Source organism: Dehalococcoidia bacterium, from assembly GCA_041649635.1.
In the GTDB taxonomy this organism is placed as follows: domain Bacteria; phylum Chloroflexota; class Dehalococcoidia; order E44-bin15; family E44-bin15; genus JAYEHL01.
The window spans coordinates 37,043-54,597 of the sequence record JBAZMV010000005.1 but is presented as its reverse complement, the minus strand read 5'-3'; the positions used below and the strand labels follow the sequence as shown (position 1 = coordinate 54,597).

15 protein-coding genes are annotated in these 17,555 nt (G+C 52.4%); 4 read left to right on the top strand and 11 right to left on the bottom strand.

Annotated features, from left to right (window positions below):
* Nucleotides 1–52 precede the first annotated feature (52 nt).
* Nucleotides 53–1,150 (bottom strand): nitronate monooxygenase family protein, encoded by a 1,098-nt coding sequence (locus tag WC562_07960; protein MFA5056088.1) that lies wholly within the window; start codon nt 1,148–1,150, stop codon nt 53–55.
* Between the two features lie 596 nt (nt 1,151–1,746).
* Here WC562_07960 and WC562_07955 point away from each other — a divergent pair.
* Genes WC562_07955 through WC562_07945 form a run of 3 tightly spaced genes read left to right on the top strand, consistent with a single transcriptional unit; the run spans nt 1,747 to nt 3,704 of the window.
* Nucleotides 1,747–2,250 (top strand): rubrerythrin family protein, encoded by a 504-nt coding sequence (locus WC562_07955; protein MFA5056087.1) that lies wholly within the window; start codon nt 1,747–1,749, stop codon nt 2,248–2,250.
* Nucleotides 2,251–2,299: 49 nt separating this feature from the next.
* A complete protein-coding gene (locus WC562_07950; GenBank protein MFA5056086.1) occupies nt 2,300–3,106 on the top strand; it encodes an aspartate/glutamate racemase family protein in 807 nt (268 codons plus the stop codon).
* A gap of 37 nt (nt 3,107–3,143) precedes the next feature.
* Nucleotides 3,144–3,704 carry a dCMP deaminase family protein gene (locus WC562_07945; GenBank protein MFA5056085.1) on the top strand — a complete coding sequence of 187 codons (561 nt, stop codon included), beginning with the start codon at nt 3,144–3,146 and terminating at the stop codon, nt 3,702–3,704.
* A 4-nt stretch (nt 3,705–3,708) separates the two neighbouring features.
* On the opposite strand, the gene WC562_07940 is transcribed toward WC562_07945, so the two are convergent.
* From WC562_07940 to heR, 4 genes are all read right to left on the bottom strand, one after another.
* The gene (locus WC562_07940; protein MFA5056084.1) at nt 3,709–5,031 is read right to left on the bottom strand and encodes a hypothetical protein; all 1,323 of its coding nucleotides are present in this window, start codon (nt 5,029–5,031) and stop codon (nt 3,709–3,711) included.
* A gap of 84 nt (nt 5,032–5,115) precedes the next feature.
* Nucleotides 5,116–5,715, bottom strand: a complete 600-nt coding sequence (locus tag WC562_07935; protein MFA5056083.1) for a response regulator — start codon at nt 5,713–5,715, stop codon at nt 5,116–5,118.
* Nucleotides 5,716–5,749: 34 nt separating this feature from the next.
* Nucleotides 5,750–10,627 (bottom strand): PAS domain S-box protein, encoded by a 4,878-nt coding sequence (locus WC562_07930; GenBank protein ID MFA5056082.1) that lies wholly within the window; start codon nt 10,625–10,627, stop codon nt 5,750–5,752.
* Nucleotides 10,628–10,701: 74 nt separating this feature from the next.
* The gene (heR, locus tag WC562_07925; GenBank protein ID MFA5056081.1) at nt 10,702–11,475 is read right to left on the bottom strand and encodes a heliorhodopsin HeR; all 774 of its coding nucleotides are present in this window, start codon (nt 11,473–11,475) and stop codon (nt 10,702–10,704) included.
* A 145-nt stretch (nt 11,476–11,620) separates the two neighbouring features.
* Here heR and WC562_07920 point away from each other — a divergent pair, with 145 nt between their 5' ends.
* Entirely contained in the window at nt 11,621–12,064 is a 444-nt protein-coding gene (locus WC562_07920; GenBank protein MFA5056080.1) for a PPC domain-containing DNA-binding protein, read from the top strand.
* 125 nt (nt 12,065–12,189) lie between these two features.
* Here WC562_07920 and wrbA read toward each other — a convergent pair whose 3' ends face one another.
* From wrbA to WC562_07890, 6 genes are all read right to left on the bottom strand, one after another.
* Nucleotides 12,190–12,813 carry an NAD(P)H:quinone oxidoreductase gene (wrbA, locus tag WC562_07915; protein ID MFA5056079.1) on the bottom strand — a complete coding sequence of 208 codons (624 nt, stop codon included), beginning with the start codon at nt 12,811–12,813 and terminating at the stop codon, nt 12,190–12,192.
* Between the two features lie 41 nt (nt 12,814–12,854).
* A complete protein-coding gene (locus tag WC562_07910; protein ID MFA5056078.1) occupies nt 12,855–13,058 on the bottom strand; it encodes a ferredoxin in 204 nt (67 codons plus the stop codon).
* A gap of 23 nt (nt 13,059–13,081) precedes the next feature.
* A complete protein-coding gene (locus WC562_07905; protein ID MFA5056077.1) occupies nt 13,082–13,933 on the bottom strand; it encodes a thiamine pyrophosphate-dependent enzyme in 852 nt (283 codons plus the stop codon).
* 1 nt (nt 13,934) lies between these two features.
* Complete coding sequence (locus tag WC562_07900) at nt 13,935–15,656, bottom strand: 2-oxoacid:acceptor oxidoreductase subunit alpha (protein MFA5056076.1); 1,722 nt, start codon at nt 15,654–15,656, stop codon at nt 13,935–13,937.
* Nucleotides 15,657–15,737: 81 nt separating this feature from the next.
* Nucleotides 15,738–16,373 carry an iron-sulfur cluster assembly scaffold protein gene (locus WC562_07895; protein MFA5056075.1) on the bottom strand — a complete coding sequence of 212 codons (636 nt, stop codon included), beginning with the start codon at nt 16,371–16,373 and terminating at the stop codon, nt 15,738–15,740.
* A gap of 1 nt (nt 16,374) precedes the next feature.
* The gene (locus WC562_07890; GenBank protein MFA5056074.1) at nt 16,375–17,550 is read right to left on the bottom strand and encodes a cysteine desulfurase family protein; all 1,176 of its coding nucleotides are present in this window, start codon (nt 17,548–17,550) and stop codon (nt 16,375–16,377) included.
* Nucleotides 17,551–17,555 lie beyond the last annotated feature (5 nt).

Here is a 17,555-nt window from a genome sequence, read left to right as displayed (position 1 = left end):
AAACATTAATAGCAGCGAACACAGCGATCAAATCGCAATGTGAGGATATTTGCTAGGCCAGACCCTGAGCGGGTCTCATTTTATTCAGGTAATAGGCGGCTTCTTCGGCCAGTTCATTGATAAGCTTTTTCACGGAGACGATCTCTTTGCATCTATAGGCGTTCTCTCCGGCGAAGGCGAAGGCATCCTCAAGATGACCCTCCGCCGCACGCAGCAGCACCTTGGCGATGCAATACGGAGCCGTCCGCGGATCGCAGCTCTTCAAACACCTGTAGGCGCATTTGAAAGGCACCGTCTCTCCCCGCTTGATCTTCTCAACGAAGGCGTTATTGATAACCCGGCCGGGCATTCCCACCGGGCTTTTGATTATAGTGATATCTTCCTTCTTGGAATTGATATAGGCCATCTTGAAATTGGGGTGCACATCGCATTCGTCCGTACAAACAAACCGGGTAGCCATCTGAACGCCGGAGGCCCCCAAGCTAAGAACGCGCGCGATATCCTTGCCGTCGAATATGCCGCCCGCGGCAATTACCGGTATGGGGTGGTCGAATGAATTTGCCACCTCGATTACCTCGGCAAGTATCTCATCGAGATCGCGAGCTTTTCCGCTCACCAGTTCATCATAATCGAACCCCAGATGGCCGCCGGCCTTGGCCCCCTCCACAACAACGGCGTCCGGCTTCTTGTTGTACTGTTTCCACTTCCTGCAGATGATGCTGAACGCCCTCGCCGAAGATACGATAGGCACCAGTTTGCTCGCGTGTCCGGCGGCAATAAGCGGCATATCGAGGGGCAGCCCCGCCCCACAGATTATCATGTCCGTCCCCTCTTCCGCGGCGGTCTTGACCAGGTTCTCATAGTTGGAAAGCGCGTGCAACACGTTCACGCCGATAACGCCATCGGTCATCTTTTTGGATTTTCTTATCTCGTTTCGCAGCGCTTCTTCATTAACCTTAACAAATTCCGACCCGGGACGATTCTCAAAATCCCCCAGCCCGACGGTGGAGATGACCCCCACACAGCCCTCTTTGGCCACGGCGGCGGCCAGGTTGGCCTTGGAGACCCTTACCCCCATTCCACCCTGAATGAAGGGAGGATTGATCTCCAAACCGCCGATTATTAGTGATGGCAATTTATATTTACGCATAAATTTATGAGGTGCCCTCTGAATTTCCTTGAGGAAGTATAACGCCGTGAACCGAGTATATCAATACGTTTCTAATACTGTGTTTCCTTTTCCCCGCATCAAACGCCCGCCCTGAAAATCCGTGGGTGATATCCTTTACCGCCGATAATCGAAAGCGCGCCCCTCGCTTCAGTCCCTTCTCCTTCTTAAAAGAATATTCCACCTCTCATTTTATACTGTTTCACAGAAATTTAATACCTTTTTGGAACCTAAAAGCATATATGCATTCTATATAGTTGGAAGTAAACTCGGGGTAAAGAGAATACGGATTATTGTATAGACAATGGTGCAGTTGATGAATCATCGACAATCATAAACTGATGTTTTCAGGATCTCGATAACAAAAGGCTATTGACATGAGGCCGTCTAATGGGTTATACGTGATTAACCACCACAAAATCGACGGAGGGAACCCGATATGTTGAAAGAATACGACCGTACCGGCAAGGTTGCGATAGTCACCGGCGCGATTTGAGATAAAAGTCGCATACAGAGAACGAGTTGTGACCGCAGAATAACATTCGGACATCCTGAAAGAATCGATAAAGGAGAGATACATGTCAAACACTATTAAGAATCTAAAAGAAGCGTTCGCCGGGGAGAGCCAGGCCAACCGCAAGTACCTGTTCTTCGCCGAGAAAGCCGAGCAGGAGGGATATAAGCGCGTGGCGAGGCTGTTCCGCGCCGCGGCCGCGGCCGAGACCGTTCACGCCAGAAATCACCTGCGAGAAATGCAGGTCATCGGCTCGACCGCCGAAAACCTGAAGGTCGCTGTGGCTGGCGAGCTGCACGAGTTCACCGAGATGTACCCGCAGTTCATAAAGCAGGCGGAATCCGAGGAACAGGCAAAGGCCAAACACAGCTTCGATATCGCCAACAAGGTGGAAAAGATACACCACGGACTGTTCGAAGCGGCCCTGGCGGCGCTCGATAAAGAAAAGGGCCAGGATGGAGAGACCTTCCATGTCTGCAGGGTCTGCGGATATACCGTGGAGGGAGAGGCGCCGGATAAGTGTCCCGTCTGCGGCGCAACGAAGAAGGCCTTCGATCCCGTCGAGTAAAAATACCATAAACGGCCCCATCGGTGAATGCCATAAGGAGGAGTGAAAAATGAGAATATGCTTAGTGGCGGTTGCACAGTCGGTCCCCGGCTTCAACGAAATCCTGTTCGACGTGATTAAGAAGGGCTCCATGAAGGCGCTGAGGCCGGACACCGAGGTTGTCATGCGGCCCCTCGAGGTGGGTCTTGCCGATCCAAATGATTTCGTCAATCATTACTACTCCTTCCTAAACTCCGCCAGCATAGTTGAGACCATCATACAAGCGGAACGTGAAGGCTTCGATGCAGTTGCGCTCGGCTGTTTCGGAGATACCGGCGTGGATCAAGCACGAGCCGCCGTCGATATACCCGTCATTGGTCCGGCGGAATCTACGATGATGCTCGCCTGCCAGATGGGCCGCAGGTTCGGCATCGTATGCGCCAACCTGCCGGGGCTGCCTGCCGACCATTGGGAACAGGTGCGCTACCACGGTCTGACCGAGCGGCTGATCCCGAACGGCATCCGGCCGGACATACATGAATTCGCCGACACGTGGAGCAAGAGCTTCGCCGACCCAAAATTCGCCGCCGACGGCGTGGCCGAGCGGGCGCGGGAGATGGTAGCCGACGGTGCCGATGTGGTCATCATCGGATGCTGCGGCATCGGCCCGTTCTGCAGCCAGGCCGGTCTGCACAGTATACGTGTCGGCGACAGGAACATCCCTATCCTCGACGCACAGCTCGTGGCGCTCAAGACCGCTGAGATGGCCGTCGACCTCAAGAACAGCTCGGGTATGCCGTTCACCAGCCTGCCGCGGCCGTCTAAAGAGGACTTCGGCCGGGTCAGGGACAGATTCGGTCTGCCGGGTTATAATTAGAATTGATTTTACGCGATATTATTGAAGAGGGGCAGACGTGAAGAATCTAAAGAGAGAGAGACCGGGCAAGACAGAACACTACCTTAACAGAGCTAAAGTCGCCGCGGAGCGCAGCACCTGCCTGAGAAGGAAAGTCGGGGCGGTGATAATCAAGAACGACGCGGAGGTCAGTTCAGGCTACGTCGGCTCGCCGCGAGACACCGAGAACTGCATCGATTTGGGCACCTGTATCCGCATCGAGATGGGGACGCCTTCGGGCGAGCGATACGAACTGTGCCGCAGCGTCCACGCCGAGCAAAACGCCATCATCAACGCGGCGCGCACCGGCGCCAACGTGATGGACGGCGACATGTACATCTCCAGCGAACTTATCGGAGCCGCCTACACGGAGAGCCCTAAGAAGATGCGGCAGACCAACCGCCCGTGCGCCCTGTGTATGAAGGAAATACTTAACGCAGGCTTAACGAAAGTGTACATGCGTGACGAGATCAGCGGCGAGGTGATGACCTACACCATGCCGCAGCTCAAGCGCATACTTGAATCGGAGTTCAAGAGGATGGGAGGAACGCGCAGGATATCACGAAAGTCGGGCAAATAGCCGGTCAGGACGCATCCTCCCTGGATCGAGAGCTTACCAACCACCATACGCCGACAGCCGCCAGTCCCACGCCGGACGCGATCAGCAAATACATGTACATATCCTGCATGTTGCCCACAAAGCTGTCAGCAGCGTTGATGGCAACCTCCTCGGCTTTTTCTAACATCACCGCCTCAACGCCTTGATATCCGGAGGTATCTATAGCGCTCCGCATCTCCGCCTCGCCCCACTGCCCCCAGGTCAGCATCACCCCCAAGAACAGAATAAGCGACACGAAGAACAGGATAACGAGCGGTCCCGCCGCACGGGTCTTCCAGCCGCGCCCGCCCAGGAAACCGATACCGATAAGCAGCAGGAACGGCACCAGCCACAGCACCCACAGCAGAGACCTGCCCACACTTATCCAGTGACGCGCGTCATCGAAATCCTGAGCGTCCTGCGAATTATCGAACATGGCGTTGCGCAGATCGTCCTGATCGAACACATAGCCGTCATGAATGTAACCGCGGGCATCGTCGAGCTTCTCCTCGGCATCCGCGTCCAGCTCATCGCGCATATCGGCATCAGTGAAGCTCCAGCCATCACCGATCCAATCACGCGCGTCATTAAGATACGCTTCGTTCCCCGGCCCTAGCAGGTCCAGCAGCACATCATCGGTCACCGCTTCCTGGAGCGGGATGTTGACGATGAAATGGTTCTGGTCGCCGGTGAGATACGGGATAACCTCATCGATTGCGGTCTCAAGCTGCTCAACCAGCCACGGCAGCGTGACCGCATCCTTCAGAGCATTCTCGACGTCCGTCTGAGTTATGACGACGGAAGGAGGCAGTTCCGGCAGAGTCGGGTACAACTGCTCCGACATGAACGCCATAAGATCTTCATATACTTCAACGAACGCGTCGCTACGGAGTATCTGGGTTTTTATCGCCTGGCCCGCATCCTCCACGCGGTCCTTCACCACCAGCGTATAGCTGAAACCGGCGGTGTCATCGACAAAGTAAGGCACAAGGACACGGGTGGCCTCCTCAAACTGTTGCTGCAGCCACCACGGAGGGAGCACCTGCTCGGCCGTAGCCAGAATCTCGGCCTCGAAGTTGGCTATATCTATCGGTGCGTCCGAGCCCTCTCCGGTGTTAACCTCATCAAGGGCCGCGGGCAGGACACTGTCGTAGACATAGTTGTACATGTCGGCCTTGACCATTTGGTCATTGTAGAACTCAGAATTCGCTACCGTGTTATTGACAGCCGTGACGGTAACCGCCGCAACCAGCAATACAAAGAATAGAAGAATCAATGGCAGGGTAAACGCTCTTCTTAACCAGATCATTTTTGCTCATATCCCCCTGAATTGCATGCCGCTACTCAAACAATCTTATCACTCCGATACTACGATCTTCCATCGAAATCTAAATCAAAAGGCTCTCTGGCACTTCGGGCATACGAAGTGAGATAAGAACCAGTGGCTGTCCGTCCTTGTATAGTCCGGGATGAGATCCAAGAGTAGCTCTTCGTGACACTGCGGACAGGTAAATAAATTGGTCATCCCAATATCTGACTGCAACTTCGCCGCATCCGCCCTTCCCTCCTTGACTGACAGCTTATAAGAAACCACACTCTTTCTCATCTCGGCCTGCGTAAAAACCGAGCGAATCTTGGCCAGTATCTCCCTGGGCGTGAAGAATCCCTTGACCATATAATCAGTGGCGCCAAGCTCAATCCCTTTCTTTATGTCAGCCTGCTCTCCAAGAGCCGTCGTGATTAGAACCGGTATATCCATCGTCTCTTTATCACCACGAATATTTTTAAGCACCTCAAAGCCGTGAAGACCGGGCAGGACCAGGTCCAGAATTATCAGATTAGGCTTCTCTGTTTTCGCTAAATCCCAACCCATCTCGCCATTATCAGCCACCAGTACATTATATCCCGCCGTTTCAAGCATATCGTGGTAAACCCGCCTGAAAGAAGCGTCGTCCTCAATAATAAGTATTTTCCCCTTGCTAGCTGTAGACATATCCTACCTCCTTAGTATCTGCAGGACCAGCTTATTATTTTTTAGGAATACTTACAGTGAAAGTGCTGCCCTTGCCTGCGACTGATTCTACCATAATATCGCCGCCCTGCAGTTTCATAAAGCCCTTAGCTATATACAGACCCAACCCGGCACCCCCTCCTACAGCAACAGCGCCACCGAACACCTTTTCCTTCTTAAACAGGTCCTTCACAACCTCCTCACTCATTCCGACGCCGGAATCCGTAATTCGTACAATACCATCATTGCCTTTCGACGAGATTTCAATATCGATAGAGCCCTCTTTTGTAAACTTGGTAGCATTATGGATAATATTCTTCAAAACCTCAACAATCTTGTCGGTATCCGCAAGTACGACTATGTCCCGATCGGTTTCCACAATATGCAGAGCCAAACCCTTCTCTTCAATGCTATTACGGTGTTCCTTTACAGCAGTATTAACCACGTCTCTTAAAGCGACCGGGCTGATATTCACTACCAGCACCCCGCGCTCGAGCCTTGATATATTCAGCAAATCAGCGATCAGACGATTATTTCTGGCACAGACATCGCGCATTTCCCCGAGGTACTCAGCTTGCTTGCTGTTGAGCTCTCCGGTAATGCCGTCAAGCATATTATCTATATAACCCATCAGGCCGGCCGTAGGAGTCCTCAATTGATGGGAGATGAACGCAACGAAATCGGTCTTCATCTGCTCGATCTTTTTACGCTCGCTGATGTCCACAACGATAGCCCTGACCCCTAAGGGCTTGCCGTCGCGCATGACTGTATTCGTGTATATCAGTGCAGTATATACGGTGCCGTCTTTTCGCAACAGCTTGTACTCATGGCCTTCCAGCTGTTCTCCCGCCAAAACCCTGCCGATGTTTTTCGTTGCCATATCTCGTTGTTCAGGAACAAACATATCTACAGCTTTTACTCCCTTTTCCACATCCTCTTCGCTGTAGCCCGTAGATTCGAATCCATAACGATTAACGTATGTAAATCGGCCTTCCGTGTCGATCTCAACGATAGTCTGCGGCAATTGCTCGGCCAGGTCTTTGAATTTCTGTTCACTCTGACGCAACGCCTCCTCGGCCTGCTTACGCTCGGTAATATCCCTGATTACAGCTATGTATCCGATAGGACTGCCGGTCTCGTCACGTAACGTCGAAGCGGTCAGTTCCGCCTCAAAAGCCCTGCCATCCTTGGGACAAATCGAATACTCAACCCTTTCCTTGGGACGTCCTTCAACACGCTCCTTAAGATCTTCCAGGGCCAGCCTGCGGTCTGTAGGCGCAAGCAGATCAAAGGCATCTCTGCCTATAATCTGGCCTTTATTACGGTATCCGCTTATGCGAACGATTGCTTCGTTCACGTCCACTACGTTTCCTTCAAGATCAATAATTACTATCCCGTCCGCGATAGACTCAAACGTCAAGCGGAGTTTCTCTTCGGATGCGCTGAGCACTTCCTCTATATGTTTGCGTTCGGTGATGTCCTGATGCGTGCCCGACATCCACAGGGGTTTGCCGTCATCCGTCCATGAGTGAACACGACCACGGTCCAGCACCCAGACCCACCGTCCATCCTTATGTCGCATGCGCGCCTCAAACTCGTAGTAATCCAGCTCTCCTTTGAAATGTTTTTCCAGCAGTTCGCCGGATTTTTTCAAATCATCGGGATGACCGAACTTTATCCATGTTTCTATACTTACAGGCGATAGCTCATCCAATTTATATCCGATAATTTCCGCCCAGCGCTCATTGAATACAGCCTCACCGGTCTGAACGTTCCATTCCCACGTGCCCACGTTAGTGCCTCTTAGTATATCCGAAAGCCGCCGTCGTTCCTCAGCCACAGCCATTTCCGCTTGCTTGCGACGGGTGATTTCCCATGCTACATCAGCCAGATATGATACGGATTCAATATCCATATCGTTATAATCCGTCGGTTTGTTGCCAACACCCAGAACGGCAACAACTTCCCCGTCTCGCATAATAGGCACAACAAGCTCCCGGATAACCGGGGCGTGCCCCTCCGGCAACCCTTTTTTATGCGGCAGGGAATTATAATCGTTATGGATGACAGGCCGCCGCTGGCGCACGCAGTCCACCCAAACTCCCGCTTTATCGATGCCGTAATGCATCCCCCTTCCCTCCGCCTTGCAGAACTCCTTTATCGTGCGAGTCGACCAGGCCTGCAGCGAAAGCGTCTTCTGGTCTTTCTCAACGAAGTGATAGAACCCGATCGGGCTCTCGGTCAAATCCCCTACTTCATCCAGCGTTTTCTGAAGCAGCTCTTCAAGGGAATGCGTCGCGGCGTATTCCAGTAAAGACAGCCGTATTCGAATAAGGCTTTCGGTCCGCTTGCGTTCGTTTATATTCTTGGCTATATGGACGGAACCTATCACCTCGCCGGATTTATCGAATATCGGCGAAGTAGATACCTCCAGATAAGCTCCGAGCCTCGGTTCAAAAACCTCCTCGGTCATCGGTTTCTTTGTTTCAACGGTGCGATGATGAGGGCAGTTAATTATGTGAGAGGCTGCATTGTGCACCACCGCGTGACAATACTTCCCGATGACGTCTTCCACCTTCATCCCGACGGCATCCGCATAGGCTTTGTTAAGCCTCAGAATCTTGTAGTCTCTGTCCTGGATAGAGACCATATCGCTTATGGAATCAAACGTCGTCTGCCATTCCTCCGCCACCTGTCTCACCCTCTCCTCCGCATGCTTGCGCTCGGTGATATCCTGAGCTATAGACGATGCGCCCACTACATTGCCGGAGGCGGCTCTTATAGGAGAAATGGTCAGCAACATCGTAACCTGATGCCCATCTTTTTTCACGCGCACGGTCTCGTAATCTACTATTGCTTCGCCGCGGCTGACCTTCTCAAGCAACTGCGCACTTTCGTTTACACGATCGGGAGGAACCAGCATAGATATGTGACGACCTATCGTCTCCTCGGCCATATACCCGTAGCGCTCTTCCGCTCCTTTATTCCAACTCGTGATAATCCCGTCCAGCGTCTTGCTCAATATCGCATCGTGAGAGGACTCAACTATCACCGCCAGACGATGCAAAGCTTCTTCAGCTTTCTTACGTTCGGTTATATCACGAGCTATAGCAAGTGTTCCTACATTTTTGCCCGCAGTATCGTGTACGATGCTGAAAATGATTTCAACAGGGACTATACTCCCGTCTTTCCGATACAACTCCGCCTGAACCATCCGCGACCGCTTTGGATCCCCCAGGCCAATTCGCTCCTTTTCCATCTCTTCTTTGAGAACATCAATTACTGCTTTAGCTGAAGCCGGGGTGTACACTTTCCCCATCGGGAGGACCATTGCCTCCTCGACAGTGTAACCTATGAGCCTGCTCACGGAAGGGCTTATGTAGGTAAGTTTCATGTTTATGTTTGATGCCCAGATTAAATCAGTCGCGTTTTCAGCGAGCAGGCGATAGCGTTCCTCGCTGTATCGCAACGCTTCCTCTGCCTGCTTACGCTCGGTTATGTCACGCGAAACAGCGTATAAGCCGATGATCTTACCCTGCTGATCCCTGTTAGCGCTGACCATGTGCTCCAGCCATACTGTACCACCGTTCTTGTGATAGTACTCGGCTTCAATAGTCACGATCCTGTCGGGGTCCACACCTTCCTTCCCCTCCCGTTCCATCTCAGCTGTAAATACACTCATGACATGCTCGTAGGACTGCGGCGTTACCATATCCTGCATTTTTATACTGGCACGTTCCTCCGGCGTAAATCCGAGAACCTTGAATATGGATGGGCTGGTATAGGTAGGGCGGAAATCAAGGCCCATGGTCCACACAATATCGTTCATCCTCTCCGTGAGGAAACGATACTTCTCCTCGCCCTGTCGCAGCGCATCCTCAGTCCTTCTCAGCTCGGATACATCATTAAGCATTATCAGATGGCCGGAAAGCTGGCCGTGACGGTCAAGTAACGGCGCGGTGACTACATCGAGAAAGAGAGGCTTATCGCGATCGTATAGACAGGCCTCCGTCCTGTGATGCTCTGCCGGCAGCGGAAAGCGAAGGCCAAGCTTCTCTTTTATGACAGTTCCCAGTCTCCGCCCCGCCTCCACTTCACCTCCAAGCATTTTCAGGGCGGCAGGATTTACATCGACCACCACGCCCTGGTTGTTCACAACCAGCACGCCGTTCTCGATCTGCTTATATACAACTTCCTTGGCAATCGGCAGTACCTTGAATAAGTGAAACTTAACTATACCAAAAGCCAAAAGCAAGCCTGTCACCGAGGCCATGATGGGAGCTATATTCAGGCCGGACACCGGGCTGTAATTAAAGAGGAAAAGCGCGTTTGCTATCCAGGGGATGACTGCTGCCACAAGCACGACCATGGCCTGGCGCCGGTATATCTTGGAAAGACTTGTCGCAGCCCTGAACAGGAATACGACGCCTACCCACATTGCCAGGAAACCGTAAATCATCGTTACATAGAACCATGGCCCGTGCTCGAAAAGAAGTATATTAGTATTCTCCAAACTGGGTGGGATTTCACTCCATAGAAAACCGTGCAGCCCATTTGTCATGGTGATAATAATCGTCGCCACAGGTATCAGCCATATCAGGATTTGATAAAGCAAACGTATACGTATATCAGGACGCCAGTAGCTCAGCGCAAAGAGCATAAAAAACACAGGCATAGTACAGTCACCGACGGTAGAAAGCTGTACCCATAGAGAAGGATTATCACTGAGTGCCACCATAGCATATGAAAAGGCCCACCAGCCAACGGAAAGCATCATTAAGCCAAAATAAGTGCTGCCGGGAACGGAGCGCCTGCGCCAGGCCACCGCCGCTAGTGTCAGGCTAACAGCCACGGTGACTATAAAAGCTATGCCATAGTATGTAGTTTCCGCCACAGAGCCGCCTCCATACACATACCGACTCTATCTCACAAAGCCGACACATCCTGAAAATTGAAAAGGGAAACGCTTTAAAAGCCCCGCAGCGTTCCCGCGAACACCTGCCACGCCAGCGCCGATTTGGCCGTCAGGCTCAGTATCATATAAACGCGCTCGCCGAAAAGATAGTTCTTCCACGGACCGACCTTCTTGTACTGGAGCCACATGTTCAAGGCGAAGCTGAAGAAGAAGACGAACAGGATGCCGAGAATGAAATAAACGAAAGTAGGAACGGCATCCGACGAGTTGGACAACGCCGCAAAGAAATACCACGCCATCACGATCCAGGGTATGATGCCGACTATGCAGCCTAATGTGAACGGGGTCCAATCGACCTTATCCGCTCCCTGGTTGCGCAGTTCCATCTCGAGACCGAATAGGTTCATCGCAGCGGTGAGCCCGAAGAGCAGGATCATAGTCGGCACATCGAATATGCCGCAAAGCATACCAATGAGCACCACCATCAACGAAGCGCTGAGAGAATATTCATACCACCTGAGATAATTGATGCCCTTTTTCAGGTTGCGCACGTACCGGGGATAATAATTCGGTGAAGCCATGATGAAGTGCGCCACACATGAAATAAGCAGGAAGGCGGCCACCATCGGGCCTATGGGGAAATCAATAAGATTCTTCGTTGTCGCAACTGGACTACCTGCAGCCTCGTTCCATGTTAGAAACGAGGTGGTGCCGGTCACCGAATAGCCCTCGCTTAAGATAAGCACAGCTATAGCCTGAGCTAGATGAAGGACACACATTACGATATTAAAGATACGTAGTCGCTTGAATTTAACTACACCAGGCATCATGCACCTCCTTCATATATATGAGAGTTCTGGAAGTATGAAATATCGTGCTGTATTTGTCAATATCACAATTCGAATCTTGATACAAATCATTCCATATTGTATATTGAATGTCTTGCAAACCGGCATCGCGAAAGGGGGAGCCATGAAATCGTGCGAGGGTAAGATAGGCCGTGTCTTTATTATTCGTCTTGAAGATGGCGATGTAATCCCAGAATGCATCGAGAAGTTCGCCAAGAAAAATAAAGTGACGATGGGTCATGTGATACTGGTCGGCGGCATCGGCGAAGGGCAGATCGTAGTCGGCCCGCGCCGCTCGGATGCGATGCCCCCCGAGCCCATGCTCCTCCCCATCGACGGGGCGCACGAGGTCGCCGGCGTCGGCGTCATAGCGCCGGACGAAAGCGGAATGCCGGTGCTGCACATGCACGCCTCGCTGGGACGATCGGGGCAATCGATGACCGGATGTGTGCGCCCTGGCGTGACCACCTGGCTGGTAGGCGAAGCGATAATATACGAGATCATCGGCGCCAAAGCAGCTCGAATCAAGGACAAAAAGTCGGGGTTCTCGCTACTTGAACCGCTCTAACGAAACGTCCTTTTCAAATTCGAAGCGATGTTCCAGAAGAAAAACTCCTGATTCAGACACTATTGCTCGTTATCGAGCCCGTCACCGCAAGTGTAGAAGCGGCAAGCTTTGTTATCTCACATAGATTACGTACCCGCAGACAGCTTTTTAGCAATAGTGGCAACGTGGCGGCCCTGAAAACGCGCCATGGCCAGCTCATTCTCGCTCGGCATGCGGCTTCCATCGCCGCCCGCGATCGTGCCGGCGCCATAGGGGCTCCCGCCAGTGATCTCGCTCATCGTGGTCTGTCGTTGTTCCGAATAAGGCAATCCTACAATGATCATCCCGTGGTGGAGCAGCGTGGTATGAAAGCTGGTGATGGTCGTTTCCTGGCCGCCATGCTGTGTAGCGCTCGACGTGAAAACACTGCCCACCTTGCCGACCAGGGCGTTTTTAGCCCATAATCCGCCCGTCTGGTCCAGAAAATTGCGCATCTGGGCGCACATATTGCCAAACCGCGTCGGGGTACCGAAGATAACAGCATCAGCGTCAGTCAAATCAGCTGGCTTAGCGATGGGTATATGAGCAAATGCTTGTCGCGCTTTATTTGCTCCTGATTTCTCCAGCGCGGCATCAGGCACCAGCTCGGACACCTGAAGCAGCTCGACATCAGCGCCTTCCACCTCGCGGGCGCCCTGAGCCACCGCCTCGGCCATTTTATAGACATGCCCGAACATGCTGTAGAAAATGATCTTGATCTTAATCGCTATCCTCCATTCCCATCATCCTGATTCAACCCGAGTCTTCCATCCTAGGGATACAGTTGATTGCCTTTGTCATCCGAAATGGTGATAGCCTTCACCGCACAGCTTTGAGCTGCCGCCAGCAGGGTTTGTTCGTCAACCGATGAAGGATCAAGAATCACAACCTTTCCGTCATCATCAAGATCGAATGCCGTCGGCGCAATAGCCGCACAGTTGCCTAAACTTATGCATAAGTCTCTATCCACTGCCACTTTCAACTTATACCTCCCAAAGCCTACATGAATTCACTCAACAGGCGTTCTATCTGTAAAGGGTCAAGTACATGTTTTACGAGCGGTCCCCTCTTTAAAGCCGGCACCTGCTCCTCAAAACCGGCTGTTTCTTTTCGATAGATCACGCCGATAGGTATGCGATCGCCCCACTCCCTGGCTTTTTCAAACGCCGACATCTCATTGCCTGAGTCATAGCCCGTTTCGTCCAGCTTATACACCCTTTCCCGATACCATGCATAGGTATTCTTCTTATTGAATGTAGGACACGGTTGCAGTATATCGATAAACGCAAAACCCTTATGCAATATTCCAGTCTTGATCGTATTGGCGAGATGTTCTATATCCCCCGCGAAACCGCGCGCGATGAAGCCGGCCCCGGCAGCCAGGGCCAGAGCGATGGGGTACACGGGCGTCGGTGATCCGTCCGGCGTGGTCTTGGTGACGGATCCCGGGTCGCTCGTAGGTGAAGCCTGCCCCTTGGTTAAGCCGTAAACCTGGTTGTTGTGCACGAGATAGGTTATATCATGATTGCGGCGCATGGCGTGGATCCAGTGATTCCCGCCTTCGCCATATCCGTCGCCGTCACCGCTGATGGCGATTACCGTCAGCTCCGTATTGGCTATCTTAGCCCCAATAGCCGCCGGAACCGGCCTGCCGTGAAGACCATTAAATACGTTACATTTTGTGTAGTGAGGCAGCTTTCCCGCCTGACCGATACCTGAGACCATAAGCACTTTGTATGGCTCAAGCTGTAAATCAACAAGCGCTTTCTTAACCGCAGCCAGGATGCTGAAATCGCCACAACCGGGACACCACGCAGGTTTGCCTCCGGCGTAATCATTTATCGTAACCATATTATTTATTCCTCTTCATTATTTCTTGCGCGATATCCGAAGGAGTAAACGGACGCCCGTCGTATTTTAGTATCCTGTCGCTTACTTTTATGCATGTCTCCGCCTGAATGAGGCGTGAGAGCTGGCCCGAGGCGTTGCTCTCGACGACATATATCTTACCTGCGCCGGACAGGACCCCAGCGACATCATCCGCAGGGAACGGCCAGAGATCGCTGAAATGAATAGAGTTTACACTGACACCTTCGCGAACCAATATGTCGGCAGCTTCACGGATGGCATAGTATGTGCTTCCCCAGCCTGCAAGTGTTATATCCGCCTTTGGCGGGCCGTCGAGCCGCGGCGGCGACATCTCTTTCCTCATGCCGGTGAGCTTCTTCATCCGCTTACGCATCATGTTATTCCGCGTCCCGGCATCCTCGATTATATGTCCTTCCTCGTCGTGCTCATCGGAGTCGGCCACAACCAGGACCCCTTCCTGCTGCATCGGGAAAGCCCTGGGCGATATGCCTGAATCTGTAAGTTCGTACCTTTTGTATTCGGGCCCGGAGGCGTTATCGCCTATCGAGAGCAGGGTTCCGCGGTCGATCACTACCTGCGATAGATCGAACTTATCCGCGGTGAAGTAGGAACTGGCCAGATGATGATCCGTGATAAGTATCACCGGCAGTTGATATTTATCAGCCAGATTGAAGGCCTTGACGGTGAGCCAGAACGCATCCTCTATGGTTGACGGAGACAGAACTGCCTTGGGATAATCCCCGTGCCCGGCATGTATGGCAAACTCCAGTTCACCCTGTTCCGTCCTTGTGGGCAAACCGATGGCGGGGCCGGGGCGCTGCCCCAGCACAACAACTATCGGCGTCTCCGTCATGCCGGCAAGGCTCAATCCCTCCACCATGAGGCAGAACCCTCCACCGGAGGTGGCCGTCATCGCGCGAGCGCCGGCATAGGAGGCCCCGATGACAGCGTTCACGGCCGCTATCTCATCCTCAGGCTGCAACACTACAAAGTCGAATTCCCTGGATTTGGCAGCCATGTATTCAATAATGGGAGTAGTAGGGGTCATGGGGTAACCCGACACGAATTTGCATCCCGCAGCAATGGCTCCCAGCGCTATAGCCTCGTTACCGTTTATAAGCATGCGCTGCTTGAATTCGATCGGACTCAGGCGCTGTTTAAAATCGCCACTGTAGCTCTGAAGGGCATAATCATAGCCTGCCCTGACCGCCTTCGTGTTGTCTTCGCCAACCTTGCCTGCACCGAAATACTCTTGGACAACTTTTACCAGGAGACTAATATCGCACTGTATCAAACCGAAGATTACGCCGAGAGCCACGGTATTCAATGCCTGCGCATTGCCTGTCGTTTCCTTGGCGATACTGCTTAACGGCACACCGAAGGTTGCACTATCACCAACGAGGTCCTTTATCTTCTCTCCATCGTAGATTATGACGCCACCCCGGGTTAATTCTGTGCGATGAATATCCACAGTATCCCTATCCAGAGCCACCAGGATATCTATCGGCACAGATATAGCATAGACCGGCGAGTCCTTGGCTCTGACCCGGAAGAAATTATGGCCGCCCCTGACACGCGATTCATAATCCTGGTCGGCAAAAATATGGTATCCGCATCTGACCAGGGCTTTGGCTAAGAGGAATCCTACAGACTGGACCCCCTGCCCCGCCTCGCCGCCTATCATGAAATTTACATCTACAGACATGTCATTCTTCCTTCCGCATTGCGATATACCGAGAACGCTGCTTGCCGGTGAGCCTGTTCACATGATTCGACTTGAGAAGCGCTAGTCCGTGAATTCTATTGCCACTTCCTTAACATCCCATAGCGTCTCTATCTTTTCCTTGATCTCATCCCTTATTGAATTTGCGAACTGATGGTTGGAGGCCAAATCGATCGTTATGCTCACTTTTCCATCATTAACTTCGATACCGCGCACCAGGTTTGTACGTACAACGTCCAATCCGCTCAGAGGATTCATCACTTTCTTAAGCCGTTTCTGCACAACCTCCACCGTAGTGGGTTTTTTGTCCTTGACCAGCCCCTGCCGCTCCTCGTAGTTCTGTATAGCCGAACGCAAACCTTCAACAGCCAGTACGGAGCAGTGGGCCTTGATCTTGGGCAGTCCGCCCAGGGCCTCAGACGCCTGCTTCCAGGTGATGTTCTTGGCTTCCTCCAGTGTCTTGCCTTTAGCCAGCTCGGTAATAATTGAGCCCGTGGCTATATTAGAAGCGCAGCCGTAGGACTCGAACTTAACGTCGCTTATAGTCTGCGTCTTTGCGTCCACCTTTATGTATACCGATACCATGTCACCGCATGCCGGGCTGCCCTCGGTAGACTTGCCGTCGGCATCCTCGATCTTACCAACATTGCGCGGGTGCTTGAAATGCTCCATGACCGTCTCGCTATATGGAAATTTCATTTTACCCCTCCTTCTCTTTGCCCAGCGGACTGATTATCCTCAACTCGCGCACAATAGAAGCTAACGCTTCAACTACCGCATCGATCTCGTCAATTGTGTTGAAGCGCCCGAAGGTAAACCTGATCGATCCGTGCGCCCTTTCATGATCGCCGCCGATCCCATATATAACATGGCTGCCCTCGAGCGAGCGGCTGAAACAGGCGGAACCCGTGCTCACCGCGATGCCGTGCATGTCAAGATGGAGCGTTATCGATTCACCCTCAATATAGTGGAATGATATGTTCGCGTTTTGCGGCAGTCTCCTGCTCCTGTGTCCGTTCAGGGTCGTATCCGGTATCTCGGCAAGTATGCGGTCGATGATGCGATCGCGCATCGATCGAATCCTCACGGTTTCCTCGGGTGTTACCAGTTCCATCGCCCTGGCGAATCCTACTGCCCCGGGGATATTCTCCAATCCCGCGCGAAGATCGAACTCCTGAAACCCGCCGTCCATCCACTTGCCTATCCTGGTGCCTTTTCTTACGTACAGCCCTCCGATGCCCTTGGGTCCGTGTATCGTATGCGCCGACACAGTGACAAGATCGACAGGCGTTTTCGATACATCCAGCGGCACACGACCGAACGTATGCGTAGAATCGGTGTGAAAAAGCACACCCTTCTCACGACATATGCCTCCGATAGCTTCTGCATCTTGAATCGTGCCGATCTCCTGATTGGCATGCTGTATCGAAACGAGTATGGTCTTATCCGTAATCGAATTTCTAAGCTCATCAATATCGACAAGTCCTTCGCTGTCGACTTTCAAGTAAGTCACCTTAAAACCCTGTCGCTCAAGAGCCCTGGCGCTGTTCAGCACAGGAAAGTCCTCGATTTTTGAAACGATTATATGTTTCCCCTTCTTTTCGCCCAGGGCCAACGCCGCGCCCTTCAACGCGATGTTGGACGATTCGTCGCTTCCCGAAGTAAAGATGAACTCCTCGGGGCCGGCGTTTAAAGCTTTAATAAGAACGCCGCGCGCGCCGTCAAGCGCTTCTCTGGCCTCGATGCCCTGTGAGTACGCGAACTCGGATGTGGCCACGGCATAAGTATCGAAGAAATATGGGGCCATGGCATCGAGCACGCGCTCGTCCATACGCGTAGCCGCTGAATTGTCGAGATAAATCTGCTTTTCAGGCATGGCAT